The sequence below is a fragment of the Bacteroidota bacterium genome (assembly GCA_039821555.1).
Lineage (GTDB): Bacteria > Bacteroidota > Rhodothermia > Rhodothermales > Rubricoccaceae > JBCBEX01.
Window position 1 is genome coordinate 22,905 of sequence record JBCBNX010000008.1, and the last position, 21,159, is coordinate 44,063.

Consider the following 21,159-nt stretch of genomic DNA (forward strand, 5'->3'; position numbering starts at 1 on the left):
GACCCAGACGGGTACCGACAAGGCGACACTGATCGCCACGGCGACGCCTACTGGAACGCCTACGTCAGGCAAACCCGCCCCGAGAGCGAGACCGAATAGAACGAACGCGATGAAGCCGCCTAGCAACGCGGCGGTTGCTTTGCCCCAGACCTCACCTCGGGTCCACTTGTGCTTCATAGGTCTTCAGGCAGTCGTATTACGAAGAGGGCGGCAGCGTTGCAGGACGAGCGCTACGGGACGCCGGGGAGTTGGACAGGCTGGGAGGACTTCCTGCATGTCGCTCCGCACGCGGCAGGAGGAACGGACCGAGCATCGCTAGCACCGAGGCCACCGTCATCATCACGGTGACGACGAGCGTTGGACCGGCTGCGGTGCCCGTACCCACGACCGAGAGCCCGAGTGCGATCACGGTCAGCGCGCTACCGATTAGACGCAGGGGAGCCTTTGGAACGAGCCGCCGCGATTGCCGACCAGGCGTAGCTACATAGAAAACCGTATATGCGACTGCTGCGAGCAGTAGAGAAAGAGACGTCATCGTTGGGCAGAGGAATGAGGCGTGCCTTGTGAGTTGGATTGCAGTCATACTGCTGCCCATTCACGCCAAGCGAGGCCGTAGGCCCCACTCTTTAGAATCAGTCTAAACTACTACAGGAGTGCACGCGGAAATCACCGTACCGGGATGATTGCGCCCAACAGCACCTGGAGCCCCCGAGCGACACTGGCGCGAGGCTACCTCATCGCCTGTTCTACCTCTTCGAGCATGTTCGAAGGTGCGAGGTGGGCGTAGCGCATCGTCGTCTGGATTGAGACATGGCCTAAGATCTCCTTCACGCGCAATAGCGAGACCCCTCCTTGCACTAGCCACGACGCCGTCGTATGCCTCAGGCTGTGGAAGTGGATCTCATTAGGCAAACCTGCGCGGCGGCGATACCGAAGAAAGCACTTGCTCGCGTACCCCTTGTTTATTGAGCCTCCTCTTGCACCCCTGAAGACCAGTGCGTTCTGGTCCTCTCGTTTCAGCGACGCGAGTACCTCCATTGCCTGACGTGCAAGCGGTACAGCCCGGTCTCTCCGGCTCTTCGTCCTCGACTCAGCCCTGTGCCGCACTAACAGCGTGCGAGTTTCAAGGTTAATGTCTCGCCACCGTAAGGCGACGAGCTCACCAACCCGTAGGCCTGTGTAGACCGCAACCGTGACGAGGGGTATAAGCCAAATGACCTCGTGCCCATGTGACTGGTCTGATGCTTGGCGCATTGTGTGGACCAGCTTAGCAAAGTCATCGCGGCTTAGCCAGTGAGGAAACACTTTGGGTCCCTTTGGGACGTCTACGCGGTCCGTGACTACCTCCTCGACATACCCTTCTCGGGCGCACCAGCGGAAGAACGCTTTGAGACGAGTGAAGTAGGCATGCCGCCCCGTCTCGTTGAGTTCGCGTGAGTTGAGAAAGCCGAGGATGTGGTCCCGCTTCACTTCGCTCACGGGCTGGTTACCGGCGTATGCGTGTAGCCCCTCGAGTACGGTTCGGTATAAGCGCAGGGTGTTCGGGGCTCGGTGGGCCTTGGCTGCGAAGAAGGCCTCAATAGCCTCCGAAAGGCGTACCGGGGCTTGCTGGGGAGGTGCCCAGGGGTCGAAGCGACCTTCTGCGTAGTGGACCTCTAGTCGCTTGAGTGCCGCCTGCGCGGCCTCCTCATTGCTCGTTCCCAAGGGGACCGTCTTTCGGGTTGGTGTCTTTGTCTTGTCGTAAAAGCGGGCATAGTAGTGGCCCTTTACTTGGCGTAGGCGTGCCATCGTCTTGTTCGATGCACGGTATCTAGCGCAACGGCAACATTCATGGGCAACGGTTGCCCATATGTTGCCCACAAACACCGGAACTGCGCCCCCTTGGCGCGGACCTTCCAAAAGCAGAAGGCCCAGCGGACGCGCGTGCGTACCGTCTGGGCCTTCTGGGGAGCCAACGACCGGACTTGAACCGGTGACCTGCTCATTACGAGTGAGCTGCTCTACCAACTGAGCTACGTTGGCGCGGAATGACAAAGGTAGGATCGACGTGCGCGCTGTCCCAACTGTGTGCAGCGGATACACGGCATCTTGACAGGGTGCGGCTCTTCGACCCGGTGTCGCATTTTCTTTGAAAAGTAGGCCCCCTTCAAGTTTTGGCACTTGAACGTATATCAGTGAGGGCCCCGCTGGGGCGCGTCCTCCCCATGAAAGCTTCATGTTCCCTAGCTATACCTGCAAGAAATCCTGCGTTCCCAATGGCTTTCAGTGAAGGATCTATTCAATTATCAAACACGCCCGCTTTGGCTTCGCGTTTGCAAATGATGCGGTCCCACGCGATCCTTTTCGCTTTCGCGTGCCTCTGCTCACCTCTTTGCTCTCTCCATGCCCGAGTCTATCGACCTCAACGTTCTCTGGAACCAAGCCCTGCTCTTCATCCCGAAGGTTGCGGGCGTCATCGTCTTTCTTCTCCTCGCGCTGTGGATCGGCGGCGCACTCAAGAGCTACACCATCCGGCGTCTCACTGCGAGCGAGTTTGACCTGGCACTGACGAAGTTCTTTGGCGGCATGGTGCGGATCTCCATTATCGCGCTTGCCCTCATCGCCTGCCTGGGCGTCTTCGGCATTGAGACGACGAGCTTCGCTGCCCTCCTTGCAGGCGCTGGCCTCGCCATCGGACTCGCCTTCCAAGGCACGCTCTCGAACTTCTCGGCAGGCGTGATGCTGCTCACGTTCCGCCCGTTTACGGTCGGCGATGTGGTCAACGCCGCCGGTGTCGTCGGCAAAGTCGACGAGATTGGGCTCTTCGTCACCACGATGGACACGGTGGACAACCGCCGCCTCATTGTCCCGAACGGCTCGCTCTTTGGCGCGACGATCGAAAACATCACCTACCACGCGACACGTCGCGCCGACGTGGCGGTGGGTACGGACTACAGCGCGGACCTAGATGCAACACGGACCGTGTTGGAGGGCGTCTTCGCTAAGGTCGGCGGGATCCTCTCAGAGCCAGCCCCGCAGGTCTACCTCGACAGCCTCGGCGACTCGTCGATCAATTGGTCCGTGCGAGCTTGGTGCAAGGCTGACGACTTCTGGGGCGTCAAGGAGAAGCTGACCCGCCAGGTCAAGATGGACCTCGACGCAGCGGGCATCGGGATTCCGTTCCCGCAGATGGACGTCCATCTCGACAAACTCGACTAGGCCGGCCTCCGTGCCTTCCGGGTCACCCCCTGGCCCCTGCTGCGCCTGTCCACCACCGGGCTGCGCGGGGCCAGGCTTCCGCCGCAGGGGCGCCCCCCGCCACCATGCGGGCGCTCGCGGCCTGCCGCAGGCGATGGAGTCCACCACCTCCACGTCTGCGGCCTTTTGTGTGAACGGCGTTAACTACACCCGCTCTACTCGGGTAAGCCCTGCAGCCGGATAAAGCGTGGCCGATAGATGTCGGCGTCGGCAAAGAAGTCACCGAAGAAGTCGAACGTGTTCACGTTGTAGCTGATGAGCAGCTCGCCTGGCGACGACAGGTGCGGGTGCGCCTTGGCGTTGTAGACGAACGTATCGGGGTCGGTCGCGGGCTCGGGTGCTTCGTACACGCGGATCGGTACACTCCACGGCCCGACGGGGCTCTGCCCTACCCGGATAGCGACATCGCGCCCGAGCGCATCGAGCTGGAAGACGAGCAGGTAGCGGCCGTCTGCAAGGGATGAGACGCTGAGTTCGTTGGAGACCCGGTCGGTGACGGGCAGGGCCGCGTCGAGGTCGGCGACCCACTCGCGTCCGTTCCAGAAGCGGTAGGCGCTGAAGTCGGCGATCGCTGCGGGCTGCACGCGGGCCACGAGCAGTTGCTTGATGAAGGGGTCGTTGCGGACGCCGTAGACGTAGAGAAATCCGTCGGGCGACGGCGCCCCCGCTTCAGTCGTGTTGTCAAGCAGTCCGTTGCCGAAGGTGAGGTCGCCCATGTTGCCTCGCTCGGGCCGGAAGAACGGCGTCTCACGTTGGCGAGCACGCTGAGGCCGGTCCGGGTCGAAACGGACGAGGCTGACACCCTTCTGCTTGAAATTGAACGCGCCCCCGTCCCCTTCCCCGATGCGGTAGAGGAATGCATAGACCTGCCCGTCGAGCGCGATGCCGTCGCCGTTCCAGAACCAGTCGCCCTCGTCAGCTGCGGGGCCTTCCGGGACAAAGGCAGCGCGGGGCCGTCGCGTGCCGCCCGGCCACCAGAACCGCGTCGCGCCCGGATCCGGTGTCAGCCCGTCGAGGCGGGCCAGCGTGTTGTTGACAAGCGTCGTCCCGGACGCCCGGCTCCCGTCGGGGTTGACATCGCCGATGGCGGTATCGCTAAAGAGGAAGACGGTACGCTGGGTATCCCCTCCAGGCTGATCGAAGCGGTCAAGCGGGACGGAAAAGATGCCATCGGCGCCCGTCCAGCCACTCGTCCGGTCGAAGAGCGCGGTCCAGTCCGGCGCAGGCACTGCGGTGAGACCGTGGTCTGCAGCCGCCTCTACCGGCGAGGCCACCCCCGTCGGCATGCCTGCGCTGGTCGCCGACGTCTCGGGACGAATCGCATCGCAGCCGAGCAGGCCGCAGAGCACGAGAAACGTGGCTACACCGAAAACGACACGCATGGGAGAGGGAGCCAGGTGAACAAGTACGGGCTCGAAGGTAGACCCTGCCCCCACTGTTTCGCTACCCATCCCGGTTCCCACGCCCTCCTTTGACTCTCTGTCCTATGCCTCCACGCATCGTCTCCACAGCCGACAGCACCGACACGCTGTTCCGCTAGGTCTATGGTCAGACCTATCACTCGCGTCACGGCGCCCTCGCCGAGGCCCGGCATGTCTTCCTCGACGCCACGGGCGTGGCACGTCGTCTTGCCGCCCGAATGGTGACGCGTGTGCTGGAAGTTGGCTTCGGTACGGGGTTCAATGCGTTGCTGACGGCCATGACGGCTCAGATTCACGAGGCCCCGCCCGTGTTCGTCTCGCTGGAGCGGGAGTTCCTCCCCGCTGCCCCGTTCGCAGCGCTGAACCATGGGGCCGTCTTAAACGAGGCGCGGCTAGCGGAAGCCCTGGTCGCATGGCGCCGCGCGCAGCCAGGGAACGTAGCTCCAGGTCGATATCCAGCTTCGCGTGCCCCCGAAGCCGTATTCGACCTGCACGTAGGTGAGGCAACCGCTACCGCCTTGCCCGCGAGCACGTTCGAGGTCGTCTAGCTCGACGCGTTCAGCCCCGACGTCAATCCTGAACTCTGGACGCCGCGGTCTCTACGCCGACTCATGGACGCGCTCCTCCCAGAGGGGCGACCCGCGACCTACAGCGTCAGAGGTTCGGTGCGCCGTGCCCTGCTGTCGGCTGGCATTGAGGCAGAGAGGCGCCCCGTCCCGCCCGGCAAGTGCGACATGCTCGCTGGCCTGCGCCCCTCGCAGCAACGTGCGGTTTCAGCGCTGCACTTCCTCCACATCCTGGAACGCAGCCCCACCGTCGCCAGCGTGCGCAGCTTCCGGCAGCGCAGCTTCGCCCACCAAACTGTCTACATCGCTGTACGCCTCCACCCCCTTGTTCTCGGGCAGCGCTCCGGCAGGGACCTCATTACTCAGCAGAATGGCGAGCCAGTTCGTATCGTCGCTGCTTTCGAGCGCGAGCTTAGCAATCATGGTCAGCGGTACGGCCAGGAGCATCCCGGCGGTGCCGAGGACATAGCCCCAAAACAGGAGCGAGAGGAAGACCACGAACGTCGAGAGCCCGACTCCCTGGCCCATCCACCGCGGCTCGATAAAGTTGCCGATGACGGCGTTGATCGAGAGATAGCCGACCGCCACGAGCAGGGCCGAACCGAAGCCGAGTTGCACGAGCGCGAGCAGCATCGGCGGCACCGCCGCTACGATGGAGCCAATCGTCGGGATGAAGTTGAGCAGGAAGGCCACCACGCCCCACAGCACCGCATAGTCCACGCCGAGGATGGCGAGCCACACGCCCGCGATCACACCAGTCGCCACGCTCACGATAGCTTTGATGGCGAGGTATTTCTTGACACTCGCGGTGAAGCGCTGCACGTAGACCATCGAGCGGCCTGAGTCGTGGAACGCGGCCCGCAGCTTGTCTGGGAAACCCGACAGTTCGAGCAGCATGAACACCGCCAGCAGGATGATCAGAAACCACCGGGTCACAATATTGCCGAGCCCGGTGATAAACGTCGCCACGCCGGTCATCAGGGCGCCGGGGTCGAAGTAGTCGACCAGCGACGGGTCGAAGCCCTCCATGTCGGCGAGCGCGCTTTGCTCGACAAGCTCACGCAGCGTCACCCGGAGGCTCGCCTGGTAGAGCGGCACCTGTGCCGAGAAGTCGACGAGCGAGGTGCCGAGCAGTGTCCCCACGCCTGCGCTCACGGCCAGCAAGCCGAGGACGATCGCCCCTACGGCAGGCGTCGTCTTCCAGCCGCGGCGCTGCAACCAAAAGAGCGTCGGGGCGCACAGAATGGCCAGGAAGACGGAAAGCAACAGCGGCACCAGAATCGGCGCGGCGGAGCGCATCCCTGCCACAACGATCACGAACGCAGCCACGGTCAGCAGCGCACGTAAGGCAGTCGGTCGTGGAGGGCGGGCCATCAGGAGAGACGAGGACGAATGGCAGTTCACTCGGCAGGATGCATGCGCAACAACGATGCCCTGCTTGCTCCGTTCCTTTCCGTACGTATCTCGGTGCGCCCCCTGGCATCTCGGCTGCGCCTCTTCTGGTACCCGTTTCTGTTGTCCCCACCCCACCATGATAGACGTCCGTTCGCTCGCGATCCCCCTCGCTGCCCTCACCCTACTGGCCCTCACAGCGCCTGCGCTCTTTGCCCAGCCCGCCGCCGCGCAGTACATGCACGAACTGAAGCACGACGGCATCGACCGAGAAGCCCTAGTTCTCGCCCCTGAGGATGCGACTCCCGGTGCTCCTATCGTCCTCGCCTTGCATGGCGCCACGGGCTCAGGTGCTCGCTTCGCAGAGGCCCGCCGCGACCTGATTCGGCTGGCACTTCAGCAGGGATGGACCGTCGCCTTTCCTACGGGCACGGACTGCCTGCGCGGACGCGGTGCGTGCTGGGACGACCGAGACGCTCCCCAAACCGTCGCCCGCGCCGACGCCGACGATGCCGGCTACCTCCGCGCGCTCGTTCGCGCGCTGCATGCCCGGCACGAGAATGACACGACGCAGGTCTTCGTGACGGGCTTCTCGAACGGTGCCGGGATGGCCTATCGCTTCGCGGCCGAAGCGCCGGACCTCGTGGCTGCTGCGGTGGCGGTCGGGGGCACGGTCGGACGGACACGCGAGCGTACAGACTACGACTATGCGATGACGCCGCCGCCCACTGGTCCCGTCGCGGTCCTCGTCGTGCGCGGCATGGACGACGACCTGATGCCCTACCACGGTGGCGTGCGGCCCCAAGGTCGCTTCCAGGTGCTCGCGGCGGAGTACGATGCCAACTTTTGGGCCGAGGCGAACGGCTGCGACCTTGCTGCGGTTGAGAAAGACGGGACCTCGTACCTCCGGGATCAGCGCACCGACGGCGTTGAGACGCACACCTACCGAGCCGACTGCGCCGCGCCGGTGCAGCTCGTCGGCGTGGGCGGCCTCGGTCATGCCTGGCCGACCGCTGCCGACGGGTTCGATGGCGCCGCCGCTGCGATTGATTTCTTCGCTCAGCAGATACGCTGAGGAGCCGTAGGGGCTTCCCTTGCAGCCGGCCCCGGACTCGCCGGACACACGGACGTTCCACCGGACGACGCGGCAGCATGCGCCACGTGGGCACCTTGGGGTCCTCGCTCACGAACCCGACCATCCATGTCTGCCGCCCCGCTCCTCGCCGCCCTCGACATCGCCGACGATGCCAGCCGCGCCCTTGTCACCGCCGCCGACTACGCCGAGCGCACCGGACGCGACCTCCACATCCTCAACGTGCGAGCCTCCATGCCGACGTACGTGCCCAAGACGGACCCCGACGCGGGTTTCCGTGCGATGGTGGAAGTAAAGGTGGATCAGGCTCTCGGCCCAGGCGCATGCGTGCAGCTCCAGCCGACCATTCACGTCGTCCACGGCGATGCGCCTGCCCACGCGACCATTTCACTTGCGGATGAGATCGCGCCCGCACTCGTCGTACTTGGCACGCACGGTCGACGTGGCTACCAGCGGTTTGCCCACGGCAGCGTAGCTGAAGAGGTCATTCGTAAGGCCCCCTGTGCCGTGTTGGCTGTGCCGAACGGAGCAGAGCGCCTCACGCCGAGCCCGGATCGCCCGGTGCTGATCCCGATCGACCTCTCTGATCACAGCGCGGCGGCTCTCAGGGCGGGCGCTGAGTTTGCCGCACGCTACGACGCGCCAGTGATCGTCCTGCACTCGGTCCCGCCATCCGGCTTCGGGGCGGGCCGCTACGTGATCTCCGGGCGCGTGCAGTCTTCGATCTCCGAGGCGACGCGCAGCGCCGTCGGGCTCCACATCGCCGACTCCGGCATCAACGCCGACGAGGTGCTCATCGAGCCGGGCTTCCCGGACGAGGTCATCGACCGCATCGCCGAGGAGCGGCAGGTCGGCTGCATCGCGATGGGCACGCACGGGCGGCGAGGGATCGAGTACGCCGTTGTCGGCAGCATCACCGAGTCGGTGATGCGCCGCGCGGCCTGCCCGGTGCTCGCCGTACGCGCCTAGCTCACACCTCGGCGCTCATCCGCAGCCGGTCGCTTTCGTCGGAGAGGTTCGGCTCGCCGAGCTGACCCTCCGACGCAGCTACGATCGTTGCCACGGTGGCGTCGCCCGTGATGTTGACCACGGTGCGGATCATGTCGAGGATGCGGTCCACGCCGAGGATGAGCGCGATGCCCGCGGCGGGGACGCCGACGGCTTCGAGGATGATGACGAGCATGATGATCCCGGCGCCCGGCACCGCCGCCGTGCCGATGGAGGCGAGCACGGCCGTGAGCACGATCGTGAGCTGCGCGCCGAGCGCGAGGTCCATCCCGATGGCCTGCGCGATGAACACCGCAGCGACCGCCTGGTAGAGCGCCGTGCCGTCCATGTTGATCGTCGCGCCGAGCGGCAGCACGAAGCTCGACACCTCCTCGCTCACGCCGAGCTTCTCCTCGCAACGCTCCATCGTAACGGGCAGCGTCGCGCCGGACGACGAGGTCGAGAAGGCCACGAGTTGCGCTGGGCCGATGCCCTGGAAGAACGTCCAGATCTGCATCGGCGAGAAAGTCTTGAGGAGCGTCATGTAGGTGATCGCGACGTGCAGGCCGAGGCCGAGCAGCACCGTCAGGCAGTAGACGCCGAGGGCCCCGACGAGCCGGAGTATGCGCGACGGATCATCGCCCGCGACCTCGGTGATGGCGCTCGCGAGCAGCGCGAACACGCCGACCGGCGCCAGCAGCATGATGACATCCACGAGCCGGATCACCACGTCGTTGAGTCCCTCGACCACCCGCAGGACGGGCTCGGCCTTCTCGCGCGGAATCTGGATCAGCCCGATGCCGATCAGCAGCGCCATGAAGACGACCTGGAGCATGTTGCCGTTGTTGCCCACGGCCGCGAAGAAGTTCTGCGGCACGATGTCGACGAGGAACTGGAGGGGCCCGCGCTGCTGGGCGGCTTCGGCGCGGTCCATGCGCGACTGCGCATCGCCGCCGTAGGCATCTGCTAGCTCCTGCTGCATGGCCTCCGGGACATAGTCGCCCGGCTGGAGCAGGTTGACGGCGAGGAGCCCGATGGTGACCGCGACCGCTGTGGTCCCCAGGTAGATGCCGATGGTCTTGCCGCCGATGCGCGAGAGCTTGCGGAGGTCGCTCAGGCTCGCTACGCCAAGGATGAGCGACACGAGCACGAGCGGCACAGCGATGAGCTTGAGACCGTTCAGGAAGATGATGCCCCACGGCGCAATCCAGGCGTCTACGAAGCCGCCCCAGCCGCTGACGGCCGCCACCACGCCGTAGATCAGACCGAAAACCAGGCCGAGGATGATCTGCCAGTGGAGCTTCTTGTACCAGGCCATGCGCGGTGGGTGTTGGGTGCGGTCGTGGAACGGACAGACCGCGAAGGTACGTGTGCGCCACCTTCGAACCGCACTGCCCCGCGTCAGAGGAACAGGCTAGCCACTGCCACGAGCGCGGCCCCGGCGAGCGTCCCCGCGAGGTTGACACGGTCGTTGGTCACCCAGGCCCAGCCGCGCACGAGTGGGTTGGGCACGCGGTCGTCATCGAACCCCGTGGCCGCGCGTTCGGTGAGCGCCCGCGTACGCACGTCGCGGTAGAGTGCCTGCGCCGTGGCTCCGAGCGCGCTGTCGAGGAGCGAGGCGAGGACACCCCCGAGGACGACAACTGCGAAGGCCGTCCCAGTGCCCACCTCGGCAAGCCGCGCAGTCGCCACGAACGGCAGCGGCGCGAAGACTGTCGCGGCTCCGGCCAGCGCGCCGAGCGTGCCCGCGATGGAGACGCCGCCCGAAGCGCCTGGCGCGACAGGTTTCCACGTCCACACCGAGCGCGTCGCGCCGCGCACCCACGTCCCGATCTCAGTCGCCCACGTATCGGCGGCGGCGGCGGCAAACGCGCCCACAAAGCCCCAGTAGAGCCACGGCTGTGGCGCGACTACGTGTACGAGCAACAGCAGCCATGCGACGCCGCCGTTGGCGTAGACCTGCCCGGCGTCGCGACGGCTCCCCTTCTCGGCCTGCACGACCGCTGACTTCCGCCGCTTCCCGAGCTTCGAGAGCAGGCTCGACAACACAAAGAAGGCGAAGCCCGGCAGCGCCCAGTCCCACCCGCCGAGGCCCACGACAGAGAAGGCCAGCAGGCTCGCCGCGATGGCTCCGCCGAGGTCGAGAAAGCGCGCGCCATACGCTAGCACCCCGAACGCCAGCGCCCATCCGAGCGCAACCGCCAGCGACACCAGTTCGCCCGGGGCTTCCCGGAGGAACACAAGCGGGACGATGACGGCCACCACGATCGTCAGGTTGTCCCACCCCTTTCCGCCGATGAGTTCGGCACCGGTTGCGAGCACCGCGACCAGGAGTGCGGTCGCCGCATACTCTGCGGGCGTGAACGCGAACGGGTCGAGCCAGACGAGTGCGGACCACGCGAGCAAGGTCGCGGTCACGAAGAACGCCGCCGTCCCGGCCAACGACTTTGTGTTGCCCCCCATCGAAAACCGTCCAGGCCTGCGGAGTGTCTCCCCGACGAGCGAAGCGACGGGGTCGGCCAGCGCGAGCACGAGAAATGCCGTCTGCAGCGCGAAGGCGCGCGTCGCATCGAGCGTCCAGCACGCCCAGAGCGCCACCAGCAGCGCGGTCGGAAACACCACCGTGCCGAGGCTCTGCCGCTCGATGGCGTGCATGCCTCGAAACACGCCGCGCGGGATCGCCCACAGGTTCACGCCGATGAAGCCCGTGGCGAGGACGTAGATCCAGAACGGATTGTCGAAGAGCAGCGGACAGCCGGCCACTGCGAGCCCCGTCCAAGCATGCACGAAGCGGCGCGACGCCTCGCCGGGCCACCCTCGCGCCCGGAGCAGTTCGCCCACGCCCACGCCGACGAGCAGCACGCCGCCGAACGCCCAGAACCAAACGAAGTCGCTGATCGCTGCCATGCGCTGAAGCTACCAACGGCCGGACCTTTCACGTCCCGGCCGATGCCGCTACCACAGCACCTCGAACGGAACGCGCAGCGCCACTTCGAACGTGGCTCGGCCAGAACGTCTGGTGAAGCCGAGATCGTCGATCGGTCGCACCCACACTTGCCGCCACCGAGCCTGAATGAAATCGGACCCTAAACCGAGCAACACGCCGGGCTCTACAATCCATCCGGCTAAGGGAAGCCCGGCCAGTTCGGGGTCGCGACTCAGTACGTCTAGGTCATAATCGAGATACGCCAGCCTGGTCGTGAAACCGAACTGCGACCGAAACCCGTCGGGATCGCCCTGCTCGAACACGAGCGCTCCCGTCCAATACCGGGTCGTGAACGAGCCACTTTCGTTGACAAAGCGGTCGCCGTCACGGGAGAGCTCGACCGTACCCTGCGTTTCGCTCTCGCCGGAGCCGTAGCCCCCTCCTAGCTCTACCCACGTCCGCACCGCCGATGACAGGGGAAGCGCATAGCTCAGACCACCTCCAGCGTACCGCCCCCAGTGTCGACGAAACGCTGTGTCGTTGCCATCCTCACTCTCCAACAGCCCGTAGGCGAACAACCCGTATGGCGCACGCACGAGCACAGACCCGGTCAGCAACCCTGACGGCTGCAGTTGCATGGTTGCAGCAACGCCGGAATCATCCATTGCCACGACCGGATGCGGCGTCGGCGTGTATATCGGCGGCGGGGCGCATCCTACGCCGATGACGTAGGTAGCGACGATGAAGACAAAGGCGACGCGCATCGACTCAGAACTGGAGGCGCACGCTGGCAACGGGAGTCACGGCTCCGCTTGCGTCCGGCAAGAGCGTCAGTTCGCTGTCGAGACGCAGGTTGTGTACCCGCGCCGTCAGCATCGCATCGAAGGCGCTCAGCACGTGGTTGAGCACGATCACCGACGACACCCGCGAGGCACGGCGGAGCAGCCCGTTGGCGTCGCCGTGGTCGTCGGCGTAGGCGCGGAACTGGTCGGTCGTCTTCGCAAGTGCGACGGGCAGAGCCCCGTCGGGAGACGCCGCGGCGAAGTCTTCCCAGCCGGGGTTGAACTGGAAGTACTTGCCGATGAGCTCGTAGTACTGCTGCGAGCCGTAGAGCGGAAGCTGGTGCGAGAACGCGACACCGTTCGCGGCGACGCTCTCGTCTTCGGCCGCACGGATCGCCGAGACGAGCGTGCGCACCGCCTCCTCGTCCCGAGCACTCCATGTGCCGGGTGCCTGGAAGTCGACGCGGGCGGCGGTCTGCAGGGCAGCATCAAGCTCGGTCGGGTTGCCTCGGTACCCTTCGTAGTCGACGAGCCAGCTTCCGTAGCGGTGGGGGCTCCAGCGCGCGTGGGCCTCGGCCTGGTACGCATCGCGCCCGTCGATGCCCTGGCCGCGCCACGAAGCGTAGCCCGTCCAGAGCGCCACTTCGAGCCCGGCGTAGACGGCTGCGCGCACCCAACTCCGGTTGTAGGCCTGCCCGGCACCCGGAACCGCTGCCGACAGCGCGAGCGCGAGGGGCACGCTCCGCCTCCCCTCAGGAGCCTCCTCCCACGACCACGTCCGCGAAGGCTCTGCGTCTGCGAGGACGAGTGCTTCTGCGAGGACGAGTGCGTCTGCGAGCACGAGGTCTCCATGCAGAAAGCCCGTCACCCGAATCGAGTCGGGGACCGTCGCCGTGGCTGCAAGCGGCAGTAGCGCGAGGAAGAGCAGAGGCCAGCGCAGCATGGAAGCACGTCGATGCAGGGGAAGGAGACGCCAGTATACCCGCTTGAGCCTCGACTGTCTAGCCTTTCTCCTGCCCCTCCCCATGCCAAGACCGGCAGGTCCGAGCTATTCCGAGTCAGTCCAACGCCTACTGGTTGTAGGCGTCGGCGGCGTTCGTCGGCAGTTCGGCTCCGCCTACTTCCTCCACGACCGTCGGGTCGAGGTCGCAGACGTGGATGCGGCCACTGGGGTAGCCTGCGTCGCCGCCGTTGAGGAACGACTCGGCGAGCGTGCGGCTGTACTCCTCGGCGCGCGAGTGGCGCAGGTGGGCGAAGTCGGGGAAGTCGTCGTCGTTGCAGGCGAAGCCGGCGGTGCGGACGTAGCGCAGGCCGTTCGCCTGGCGGTACTCCGTGAACACCTCGGTGCTTTGCAGCAGCGCCTCCGAGCCGAAGCGGATGATGCCGTAGGACCCCATCGGCACGTCGAAGAAGACGACCTCGCCGCCCTCGGCACGGACGAGCTCGACGATGCTGGCTGCGGCGGTGCGGTTCCAGTCGTCGACGGGCTCTTCGAGTTCCTCGGCCTGCCGCGTCTCAAAGCGGACGATGTTGCGGGTGATGTCGATGCCCTCGTCGTCGCAGCGGACGCCGCCGTCGGTGCTCATGTCGGCCTCGGCGCAGTCCTCGTCTTTCGTCTCCGTGGCACCTTTTCCCGCGCCGAAGGCCCGGTTGAGCGCGCCCTCGAACTTGTTGGTGAGCGCGTCCCAGTAGCGCGTCGACATGAAGAGCGCCGAGCCGATGGCGGCCACCTTCGTTTCTTTGGTGTCGGTCGAGGAGAGGACGTACTGCGGGAGATCGCCCACGCGCATCGGTGGGCCAAGCAGTTCGGGCCACGACTCCTTCGCCCATTCGCCGTCCCACGTGTTGGTCTGCGCGAGGCCCATCGGCGACTCGATCATCACCGTCGTGCCTTCGAGCGAGCCGGGATAGTCGGCGGCGAGGTTGCGGAGGTGGAAGTAGTGCTCCACGAGCGTCGAGTAGCCCTTGCCCTGGTCGATGGCCATCGGCCGCGTGCCCGTGCGCTCCTCGACGACATCGGCGAAGGCCTGCGGCTCGACGGCGGCCGCCACGCGCGACGACCCGACGAAGAGGTAGTCGATCTGCCGGTCGTTGGAAGCCGCCATCCGGGTCGGGTGGTAGAAGTCGACGTGCTTCTCCTGCCCTTTGAACTTGTCGGCGGCCATGACGCGGATCCCGAACTCCATCACCAGCACAGGGATGAGGATGAAGAGCAGGCCGTTGCCCATGAGGCGGACGAAGTCGCGCCCTTTTTTGTCATTGAGGCGATCCTGCTGTACGTCGGCGCGGATCTCCTCGCTGTGGACGGACACGTCGTGGACGAGCGAGCCAGCATCGGAGCTCTCGGTAGCGGCGCCGTCGCCCTCGGTGGTCGGTCGGATGTCGTTCGAGTCACTCATAATTCTGATGCGAAAGGGTGCAGCGTCGCAGCGTGACGTTTAGAACTGGAAGTAGATGAACTGCTCGTTGTCGAAGACGCCGAAGAAGAGGATGATGAAGATCAAGCCCCAGTAGAACGTCCAGCGCAGCGCGCGCGGCATCCTGGCGAGCAGCCCCGCGACCGAGTGGCCACGCTCCTGCACGACGTGCACCGCTTCGAGGAGCATGATCATGCTGAGGCTGATGACCATCATCGCGGGCGTGAACCCTTCGACCATCCATGCGCCAAATCCTTCCCACGGGGTCTTTGCCCAGGTGACATAGACTTGCCAGCCGTCGGCAACGGATTGGGCGCGGAACCACGTGCCGGTGATGTAGAACAGGCCGAAGGTGCCGATGACGCTCGTGACGTAGCGGAACTGCCGGACCATGTTGAGCGACGGCCGCAGCGTGAAGCCGCGCGCTGCGATCGGCGCGGGCGTGGGGACGGGGCGCGGCTTGCTGCCCGCCCTACGCTTGCGAATCGGTGCCGTATGGCCCGCAACGGCTTTCTCGATCATTCGCCAGTTGTTGTCGCGGAATTTCTTCGTCGACACGCTCGCGATAATGATGAGGCCGTTGAGCATGCCCCAGATAGCGAACGTCCAGGACGCGCCGTGCCAGACGCCAGTAAGGAAGAAGACGATCATCACGTTGCGGAACGCCTTAGCGCGGCCCCGGCTGCCGCCGAGCGGGTAGTAGACGTAGTCGCGGAACCAGTCCACGAGCGTCATATGCCAGCGCCGCCACAGCTCCGCTGTTGAGGTGGCGAAATAGGGCCGGTTGAAGTTCTGCGACAGGTCGTAGCCCATGATGCGCGCCGCCCCGATGGCGATGTCGCAATAGCCTGAGAAGTCGCAGTAGACCTGGTAGGCGAAGAACCCGCCCGCCACGATGATCTGCGCCGACGACGCGCTCCCGATATCGGCGAAGACGATGTTGACGTAGAGCGAGACGCGGTCGGCGATGACGAGCTTCTTGAAGAAGCCCCACGCCATCAGCCGCAGGCCGCTCACGGTGCGGTTGTACGAGAAGTCGTGCTTGCGGAAGAACTGCGGGAGCAGGTTGCCCGAGCGTTCGATCGGCCCCGCGACGAGCTGCGGGAAGAACGTCACGTAGAGCGCAAAGATGCCGAAGTGCTTCTCGGCGTCCACCTTGCCGCGGTACACGTCGATGGTGTAGGCGAGCGTCTGGAACGTGTAGAACGAGATGCCGACCGGCAGCAGCAGGTTGAACACTGGCGTGTTGATGTCCCACCCGAGCATGTCGGCTAGCCCACCGACGTTCATGCTCGCCCAGTCGAAGTACTTGAAGAAAAACAGCAGTCCCAGGTTGCCTGCGAGACTCGCCCAGAGGAAGGGACGCCGCGCCTTCTTCGTTTTCCTCTCTCCCATCGCCCGTGCGGCGAAGTAGTCGACCGTGGTGGAGAACCAGATCAGGCCGAGGTAGGACCACTCCCAGAGCCCGTAGAACAGGTAGCTGGCTCCGAGCAGCAGCATCCAGCGGTACCTGTACGGCAGCGCGAAGTAGATCGCGACGACCGCCGGGAAGAAGAAGACGAAGTCGAGGGAATTGAAGAGCATCGGAGGCGCTGGAGGGCGAGCGCAGGGCTACCGGCAAACGGCAGGCGGAGGGTGAGGCAGGGTGGCGTCCCGCAAGCGCGCAAGTCTAGCCGTTTCAGGCAGCAGGCGCAAGCAAGGGGTATGCGAAGGCGGCGTGGATTTACGACGAGCGCGCCGAGACGTCCCGGAGCACCGCGGCCACTTCCTGGGCGACCCGAGCCGTGCCAAATCGGGTCAGGGCGTCGGTGCGGGCGGCGGCGGCCATCGTGCGGGTGCGGCTGGGGTCGGCGAGGAGGGCGGCGAGGGCAGTGCGGAGCGCGGCAGCGTCGCCGGGGGGAACCAGGCGACCCGTCGTCTGGTCGTCCAGGATTTCGACGGCGCCGCCTGCAGCGGTGGCGACGACCGCGCGTTCAGCAAGCATGCCTTCGACAATCACCCGGCCAAAGGGCTCGGCGGCCACGGATGTGTGCGCCACGATGTCGCAGCAGTGCAACAGAACGGGCACGTCATTCCGGAAGCCGGGCAGCACGACGCGCCCCGCAAGCGGCGGCTGTGCCGCCTGAGACCGCAGTGTCTCAGCATAGGCGCGGTCCTCCGGGAAGATGGCATCGCCCACGACCAGCGCTTGCACGTCCGGGAGGCCCTCCAGCGCGTCGAGCAGCACGTGCTGCCCTTTCCACGGCGCGAGGCGGCTGAACACGCCCACCACGGGCCGCTCGTCGAGCCCCAGCGCGGCTTTCGCTGCGGCGACTTCTTCGTCCGTGACCGCGTCGAACGGAGTCGGGTCGATGCCGTTGAGCACGACGCGCACGAGCTTTTCCTTACCGCCAGCTTCCACGAACGCATCGGCGGTCGCCTGGCTGTTGCAGATCACCGCGGCGGCGAAGCGGTTGGCGAGGGTGATCGCGACCGTCCGGTTGGCGCGGCTGAAGTGATCCGCCGTCATCACGTCGCGGAGGTGCCACACTACGGGGCGCCGTGCCAGCGGGGCCGCGAGCGCCGCCGTCACAAACGCCTTCTGCGAGTTGGCCAGCGCCACGTCGAAGTCGCGCAGCCGCCTCGCCACACGACGCGCCTGCGCCCAGATCGCGGGGACGACGCCGAGTGCCCCGGCCAGTCCCCCATCGCGCGTCACGTCGAGCAACGCCTGCGGCGCGTCGAGCACCTCGACGGCTACACCCGACTCAGAAAGGCGGCTGCGGAACGGCCCATCCGCGTAGAGCGCCACCACGCTCTCCGGCCCCGCCGACCGCGCGATGTCGAGCAGTGACAGCTCCGCCCCGCCCAGCACCGCCGCATGGTCGAGGAAGAGCGTGCGGGGGAACGTTGCAGGCTGCAAGGCCAGGGACGACGATCGTGAGTCGAGAATCATTCGGACACCCCGGCATAGCGGTGCGTACTGGCATAGCGAGACGAGCTGCCGCACGACGCCCCCCCGGCTTGTATGCCTGCAACGGCACACAAGCTGTCCCCCTCGAAACCGAGGGGGACAGTTCGAGGAGCGGAGTTCGTCAGAACGAAGACGACGAGAACGGGGGGAGCCGAGCGAAGCACCAGCACATGCCCTCTTGCTTGATCCAACACGACCTTGAACTACACGACTGCCTGGTAGACCTCGGCGGTCTTCGCCGCGATGACGGGCCAGTCGAACGTAGCGCGGGCATAGGCCTGGCAGGCGTCGGCACTGGGGAGCGGGCGCGCCCCGGTGAGCGCTCCGGCCAGGGCGTCGGCGACGGTCGCGGGCGCCGCGTCGTCGAGGACGAGCGAGGCGTCGAGGCCGCGCACCGTCTCGGGGAGCCCGCCGATGGGCGTCACGAGAACCGGCGTGCCCGCCGCGAGCGACTCGATCGTGATGAGGCCAAAGCCTTCGAGCGCAACGGTTGGGACGATGCTCACGTCGGCGGCGCGGTAGGCGAGCGGCAGATCCGCGTCCGGCACGAAGCCGAGGAGCTTCACGTGGTCGGACAGCCCGCGCGCCTCAATCTGCGCCTGTAGCGTCGCGGCGAGGGCACCCTTTCCGGCGATCATTACCTGCACGTCGGGCACCTGCTGCCGCACCGTCTCGACGGCCTCAATGAGTCCTTCGAGGCCCATACGCGGCTGGAGGCGACGCACCGCGAGGACGGTCGGGCGGTCCGACGGCCAGCCGAGCAACTCGCGCGCCTCCTTCCTGCTCAGGGTCGAGTCGAACGCCGATGCATCGACACCGCCGGGGACGATCTCGATCTTGTCGAGCGCCACGTCGTAGCGGCGGTGGAGCACATCGCGGAACGCCTCGGAGAGGACGATGAAACGGGCGGCGCGGCGGTAGACCTGCTGTTCCAGCTCCCACTTGGCGCGCGCAGCCATGCTGGACGCTCCCTCGACGGCCCCCTCGGCGGCCCACGGTCCGTGGAAGTGGACCACGAGCGGCTGGTCGTTCATCGCGCCGAGGAGCGGTGCCGTGTAGAGCGCGAAGTGGCTCACGAGCACATCCGGTCGGAGCGCCTGGAGCATGCGGCGGCCCGTCGTGCGCGCCTGCCAGAGCCGGGTCGGCATCGGCGCGTCTGCACGGGCACACGAGCGGACGCGGCCGTGCGTCTGCGCCGCGAGCCCGGTCGAGCCTGCCACGATGCCGTGCACGCCCACGCCCGCCTCGGGCAGGGCGTGCATCAGGTGATAGTACATCCGGTTGAGCCCGCCCGCCTGCTCGGGAAACCAGCCCATGCCGATCTGGAGCGTGAGGAGCGTCGCGGGCATGCGCGGCGACACCGGCGGGGCGGCAGGACTCGGCAGCATAGCGGAGTGGACTTAGGAGATGGAGGTGGGCGCAGCCGTCACGTCGCACGCATCGACGAGCGCGGCGTAGACGGCGGTGGCCCTGGCGAGGAGGTCGGCACAGCGGTCGAGATCCGCTTGCTTCTCGGCGCGGCGGCGCTCTTGCTCAGGGCTGGTCGCTTTGCGCGCAGCCCGGATCGACTCCACCGCCGCGCTCGCGCCGTCGCCCGTAACAGAGGGGCCGCTCGCGAAGGCCGTACCGAATCGAACATTGACCTCGGCGATCACGCCTTCGAAGTCATGGATGGTACGCGCGAACGGGCTCAGGACAATACCGTCGGCGACCGGCAGCAGCGCGCGGTAGAAGGCGATGTAGCCTTCGAGGACCTGCGCAACGTCGAGGTGTGGCCAGCGGGCGGTCGTTGAGAGGACAGCCTTGTCCGGCTCGCGGATCGTGACGACGGTCGGAAGCTCGCGGCGCACCGCGCGTACGATTTGCGCCGCCGCGTGCATGTGGTGCGACATCGACACGGCGCGCGTCTGCCAGCTCTTGAAGAGGTCGGCGGCGTACGAGTTGGCCGAGCCCTGAAAGCCGTCGATCACCAACTCGGTGTCCGCGCGGAGGCGATGCTCCCGGGCGTCGTCGGCCCCGTAGCGCAAGCCCGACTTGATCTGGTCCCACCAGATATAGGGCTGGTAGAGCCAGAAAAGGGACACGTCCGACGAGAGCCGGGTGCGAATGTCGAAGATGAGACGGCGCGGATTCATACGAGCAAGGCTACCAAGAAATGCGCCGGATTTACGACGCCGAGGGCACGGCGGCCGCCGGATTCGCCGCAGCTTCGCGGACCAGCCGCATCGGCGTGCGGCCCGCGGCCACAGCCTCGAAGACCTCGACGTAGTGCTTCGCCATGCGCGCCCACGTATGCCGCTCGGCAATCGCCCGTCCAGCCTGCCCCATCCGGGCGCGCAGTGCCGCATCGATCGTGAGCCGCTGCATCGCGTCAGCCAACCCAGCCACATCGTCGGGGTCGTCGAGGACGATGCCAGCGTCGGGCGTCACGAGTGCCGCTGCGCCCGCCGTCGAGGCAGTGACGATGGGCTTCGCAGACGCCATGGCCTCGGTGACGACGAGGCCGAACGGGTCGTAGCGCGACGGAAACACCACGAAGTCGGCGGCGCGCATCAGCGCGGGCAGGTCGCGGCGAAAGTCGAGGAAGAGGACCTGATCGCTCACGCCGAGGTCTTTCGCAAGCTGGGGATACGGGCTGCCTTCGACGCGCCCCGCCACAGCGAGCCGCAGTTCCGAGGCGTCTGTGCTGGCGAGGCGTTCGAGCGCTCGAAGCGTTCCGTCGAGGTTCTTGCGTGGCGTGCGGATGTCGCCGACGAACAACGCGACGGGCTGCGTACCCGGCAAGCCAAGCGCGCGCCGATCCTCCGCGTTCATCGGCGTCGGTCGGAATTCCTCGACATCGACGCCGTTGTTGACGACGGTGATTTTTTCCGACGGCACGCCAATGTCGACCAGTTCGTCGCGCACCCGGTCGGCGACGGCGACCACCCGCTTCGCCTCGGCAAACGCCCGGCGTTCGAGGCGGGCGTTGGCGCTCGTGTAGAGCTTGTGGTAGGCCCCGAACACACCCCCGCGCAGCTTAGAAACATGGACGGGCGAACGCAGCCACGCGCCGTGGACGAAGTGCGCCACGTTGACGTCGGCCCGGGCAAACGTGACGAACCCATTGGCCACGACGAGGTCGAACTCGGACCGATGGGCGTCGAGCCACCGGGCGCTCCGCCGTGCGAAGACATGGTTCTTGACGAGCTGTGTGGGTCCACGCCCCGGCTCGATGCGCTGCCACGTGATGCCGTCACGGGCAGCGAGGCCGTCGTCGACGCGCGCGGCCACGAGCGTCACGGCATGCCCCGCGTCCGCGAGCGCGTGCGCGACCTCGGCGTTGACGCGGCCCTGGCCGTCGCCGCGGATCAGGTTGTGGGTGACAAGTGCGAGGCGCATGCGG

General features: G+C 66.3%; 17 protein-coding genes and 1 tRNA gene. 4 read left to right on the forward strand and 14 right to left on the reverse strand.

The genetic code is table 11. From position 1 onward, the window contains the following. Positions 1-729 precede the first annotated feature (729 nt). On the reverse strand, positions 730-1,788 hold the full coding sequence (locus AAFU51_10875; protein MEO1571763.1) for a tyrosine-type recombinase/integrase: 1,059 nt from the start codon (positions 1,786-1,788) through the stop codon (positions 730-732). A 161-nt stretch (positions 1,789-1,949) separates the two neighbouring features. Next, positions 1,950-2,022: transfer RNA gene (locus AAFU51_10880), tRNA-Thr, on the reverse strand. A 360-nt stretch (positions 2,023-2,382) separates the two neighbouring features. On the opposite strand from AAFU51_10880, the gene AAFU51_10885 reads away from it, so the two are divergent. Further along, positions 2,383-3,198 (forward strand): mechanosensitive ion channel domain-containing protein, encoded by an 816-nt coding sequence (locus AAFU51_10885; GenBank protein MEO1571764.1) that lies wholly within the window; start codon positions 2,383-2,385, stop codon positions 3,196-3,198. Between the two features lie 194 nt (positions 3,199-3,392). Here AAFU51_10885 and AAFU51_10890 read toward each other — a convergent pair whose 3' ends face one another. After that, on the reverse strand, positions 3,393-4,619 hold the full coding sequence (locus AAFU51_10890) for a DUF4185 domain-containing protein (GenBank protein ID MEO1571765.1): 1,227 nt from the start codon (positions 4,617-4,619) through the stop codon (positions 3,393-3,395). 233 nt (positions 4,620-4,852) lie between these two features. Between AAFU51_10890 and AAFU51_10895 the strand changes: the two genes are divergently transcribed. Then, the gene (locus AAFU51_10895) at positions 4,853-5,206 is read left to right on the forward strand and encodes a hypothetical protein (protein ID MEO1571766.1); all 354 of its coding nucleotides are present in this window, start codon (positions 4,853-4,855) and stop codon (positions 5,204-5,206) included. A gap of 225 nt (positions 5,207-5,431) precedes the next feature. Here AAFU51_10895 and AAFU51_10900 read toward each other — a convergent pair whose 3' ends face one another. Then, a complete protein-coding gene (locus tag AAFU51_10900; protein MEO1571767.1) occupies positions 5,432-6,598 on the reverse strand; it encodes an AI-2E family transporter in 1,167 nt (388 codons plus the stop codon). A 157-nt stretch (positions 6,599-6,755) separates the two neighbouring features. Here AAFU51_10900 and AAFU51_10905 point away from each other — a divergent pair, with 157 nt between their 5' ends. Continuing rightward, a complete protein-coding gene (locus tag AAFU51_10905; protein MEO1571768.1) occupies positions 6,756-7,691 on the forward strand; it encodes a PHB depolymerase family esterase in 936 nt (311 codons plus the stop codon). Between the two features lie 126 nt (positions 7,692-7,817). Then, the gene (locus tag AAFU51_10910; GenBank protein MEO1571769.1) at positions 7,818-8,678 is read left to right on the forward strand and encodes a universal stress protein; all 861 of its coding nucleotides are present in this window, start codon (positions 7,818-7,820) and stop codon (positions 8,676-8,678) included. A 1-nt stretch (position 8,679) separates the two neighbouring features. Here the strand turns inward: AAFU51_10910 and AAFU51_10915 are convergent, their stop codons facing one another. The 10 genes from AAFU51_10915 to AAFU51_10960 form a co-directional block, all read right to left on the reverse strand. Beyond that, positions 8,680-10,014: a dicarboxylate/amino acid:cation symporter gene (locus tag AAFU51_10915; protein MEO1571770.1), complete on the reverse strand. Its 1,335-nt coding sequence runs from the start codon at positions 10,012-10,014 to the stop codon at positions 8,680-8,682. 83 nt (positions 10,015-10,097) lie between these two features. Next, positions 10,098-11,603 (reverse strand): DUF92 domain-containing protein, encoded by a 1,506-nt coding sequence (locus AAFU51_10920; GenBank protein ID MEO1571771.1) that lies wholly within the window; start codon positions 11,601-11,603, stop codon positions 10,098-10,100. A gap of 48 nt (positions 11,604-11,651) precedes the next feature. Further along, positions 11,652-12,386 carry a hypothetical protein gene (locus tag AAFU51_10925; protein MEO1571772.1) on the reverse strand — a complete coding sequence of 245 codons (735 nt, stop codon included), beginning with the start codon at positions 12,384-12,386 and terminating at the stop codon, positions 11,652-11,654. A gap of 4 nt (positions 12,387-12,390) precedes the next feature. Then, on the reverse strand, positions 12,391-13,347 hold the full coding sequence (locus AAFU51_10930; protein MEO1571773.1) for a hypothetical protein: 957 nt from the start codon (positions 13,345-13,347) through the stop codon (positions 12,391-12,393). A 127-nt stretch (positions 13,348-13,474) separates the two neighbouring features. Next, on the reverse strand, positions 13,475-14,803 hold the full coding sequence (locus AAFU51_10935; protein MEO1571774.1) for a hypothetical protein: 1,329 nt from the start codon (positions 14,801-14,803) through the stop codon (positions 13,475-13,477). A gap of 39 nt (positions 14,804-14,842) precedes the next feature. Continuing rightward, a complete protein-coding gene (locus tag AAFU51_10940; protein ID MEO1571775.1) occupies positions 14,843-16,405 on the reverse strand; it encodes an MBOAT family O-acyltransferase in 1,563 nt (520 codons plus the stop codon). A gap of 139 nt (positions 16,406-16,544) precedes the next feature. Further along, the gene (locus tag AAFU51_10945; GenBank protein ID MEO1571776.1) at positions 16,545-17,723 is read right to left on the reverse strand and encodes a glycosyltransferase family 4 protein; all 1,179 of its coding nucleotides are present in this window, start codon (positions 17,721-17,723) and stop codon (positions 16,545-16,547) included. Positions 17,724-17,977: 254 nt separating this feature from the next. Beyond that, positions 17,978-19,162 (reverse strand): glycosyltransferase family 4 protein, encoded by a 1,185-nt coding sequence (locus tag AAFU51_10950; protein ID MEO1571777.1) that lies wholly within the window; start codon positions 19,160-19,162, stop codon positions 17,978-17,980. 12 nt (positions 19,163-19,174) lie between these two features. Then, positions 19,175-19,909 carry a hypothetical protein gene (locus AAFU51_10955; GenBank protein ID MEO1571778.1) on the reverse strand — a complete coding sequence of 245 codons (735 nt, stop codon included), beginning with the start codon at positions 19,907-19,909 and terminating at the stop codon, positions 19,175-19,177. A gap of 31 nt (positions 19,910-19,940) precedes the next feature. Next, entirely contained in the window at positions 19,941-21,155 is a 1,215-nt protein-coding gene (locus AAFU51_10960) for a glycosyltransferase family 4 protein (protein ID MEO1571779.1), read from the reverse strand. Positions 21,156-21,159: the final 4 nt, after the last annotated feature.

What these genes read in the sequence shown, in the direction of transcription:
- AAFU51_10885 (MEO1571764.1), top strand. Translation starts at nt 2,383, where the DNA reads ATGCCCGAGTCTATCGACCTCAACGTTCTCTGGAACCAAGCCCTGCTC.
- AAFU51_10900 (MEO1571767.1), bottom strand. Translation starts at nt 6,598, where the DNA reads ATGGCCCGCCCTCCACGACCGACTGCCTTACGTGCGCTGCTGACCGTG.
- AAFU51_10920 (MEO1571771.1), bottom strand. Translation starts at nt 11,603, where the DNA reads ATGGCAGCGATCAGCGACTTCGTTTGGTTCTGGGCGTTCGGCGGCGTG.
- AAFU51_10910 (MEO1571769.1), top strand. Translation starts at nt 7,818, where the DNA reads ATGTCTGCCGCCCCGCTCCTCGCCGCCCTCGACATCGCCGACGATGCC.
- AAFU51_10935 (MEO1571774.1), bottom strand. Translation starts at nt 14,803, where the DNA reads ATGAGTGACTCGAACGACATCCGACCGACCACCGAGGGCGACGGCGCC.
- AAFU51_10875 (MEO1571763.1), bottom strand. Translation starts at nt 1,788, where the DNA reads ATGGCACGCCTACGCCAAGTAAAGGGCCACTACTATGCCCGCTTTTAC.
- AAFU51_10960 (MEO1571779.1), bottom strand. Translation starts at nt 21,155, where the DNA reads ATGCGCCTCGCACTTGTCACCCACAACCTGATCCGCGGCGACGGCCAG.
- AAFU51_10955 (MEO1571778.1), bottom strand. Translation starts at nt 19,909, where the DNA reads ATGAATCCGCGCCGTCTCATCTTCGACATTCGCACCCGGCTCTCGTCG.
- AAFU51_10950 (MEO1571777.1), bottom strand. Translation starts at nt 19,162, where the DNA reads ATGCTGCCGAGTCCTGCCGCCCCGCCGGTGTCGCCGCGCATGCCCGCG.
- AAFU51_10925 (MEO1571772.1), bottom strand. Translation starts at nt 12,386, where the DNA reads ATGCGCGTCGCCTTTGTCTTCATCGTCGCTACCTACGTCATCGGCGTA.
- AAFU51_10890 (MEO1571765.1), bottom strand. Translation starts at nt 4,619, where the DNA reads ATGCGTGTCGTTTTCGGTGTAGCCACGTTTCTCGTGCTCTGCGGCCTG.
- AAFU51_10905 (MEO1571768.1), top strand. Translation starts at nt 6,756, where the DNA reads ATGATAGACGTCCGTTCGCTCGCGATCCCCCTCGCTGCCCTCACCCTA.
- AAFU51_10930 (MEO1571773.1), bottom strand. Translation starts at nt 13,347, where the DNA reads ATGCTGCGCTGGCCTCTGCTCTTCCTCGCGCTACTGCCGCTTGCAGCC.
- AAFU51_10940 (MEO1571775.1), bottom strand. Translation starts at nt 16,405, where the DNA reads ATGCTCTTCAATTCCCTCGACTTCGTCTTCTTCTTCCCGGCGGTCGTC.
- AAFU51_10915 (MEO1571770.1), bottom strand. Translation starts at nt 10,014, where the DNA reads ATGGCCTGGTACAAGAAGCTCCACTGGCAGATCATCCTCGGCCTGGTT.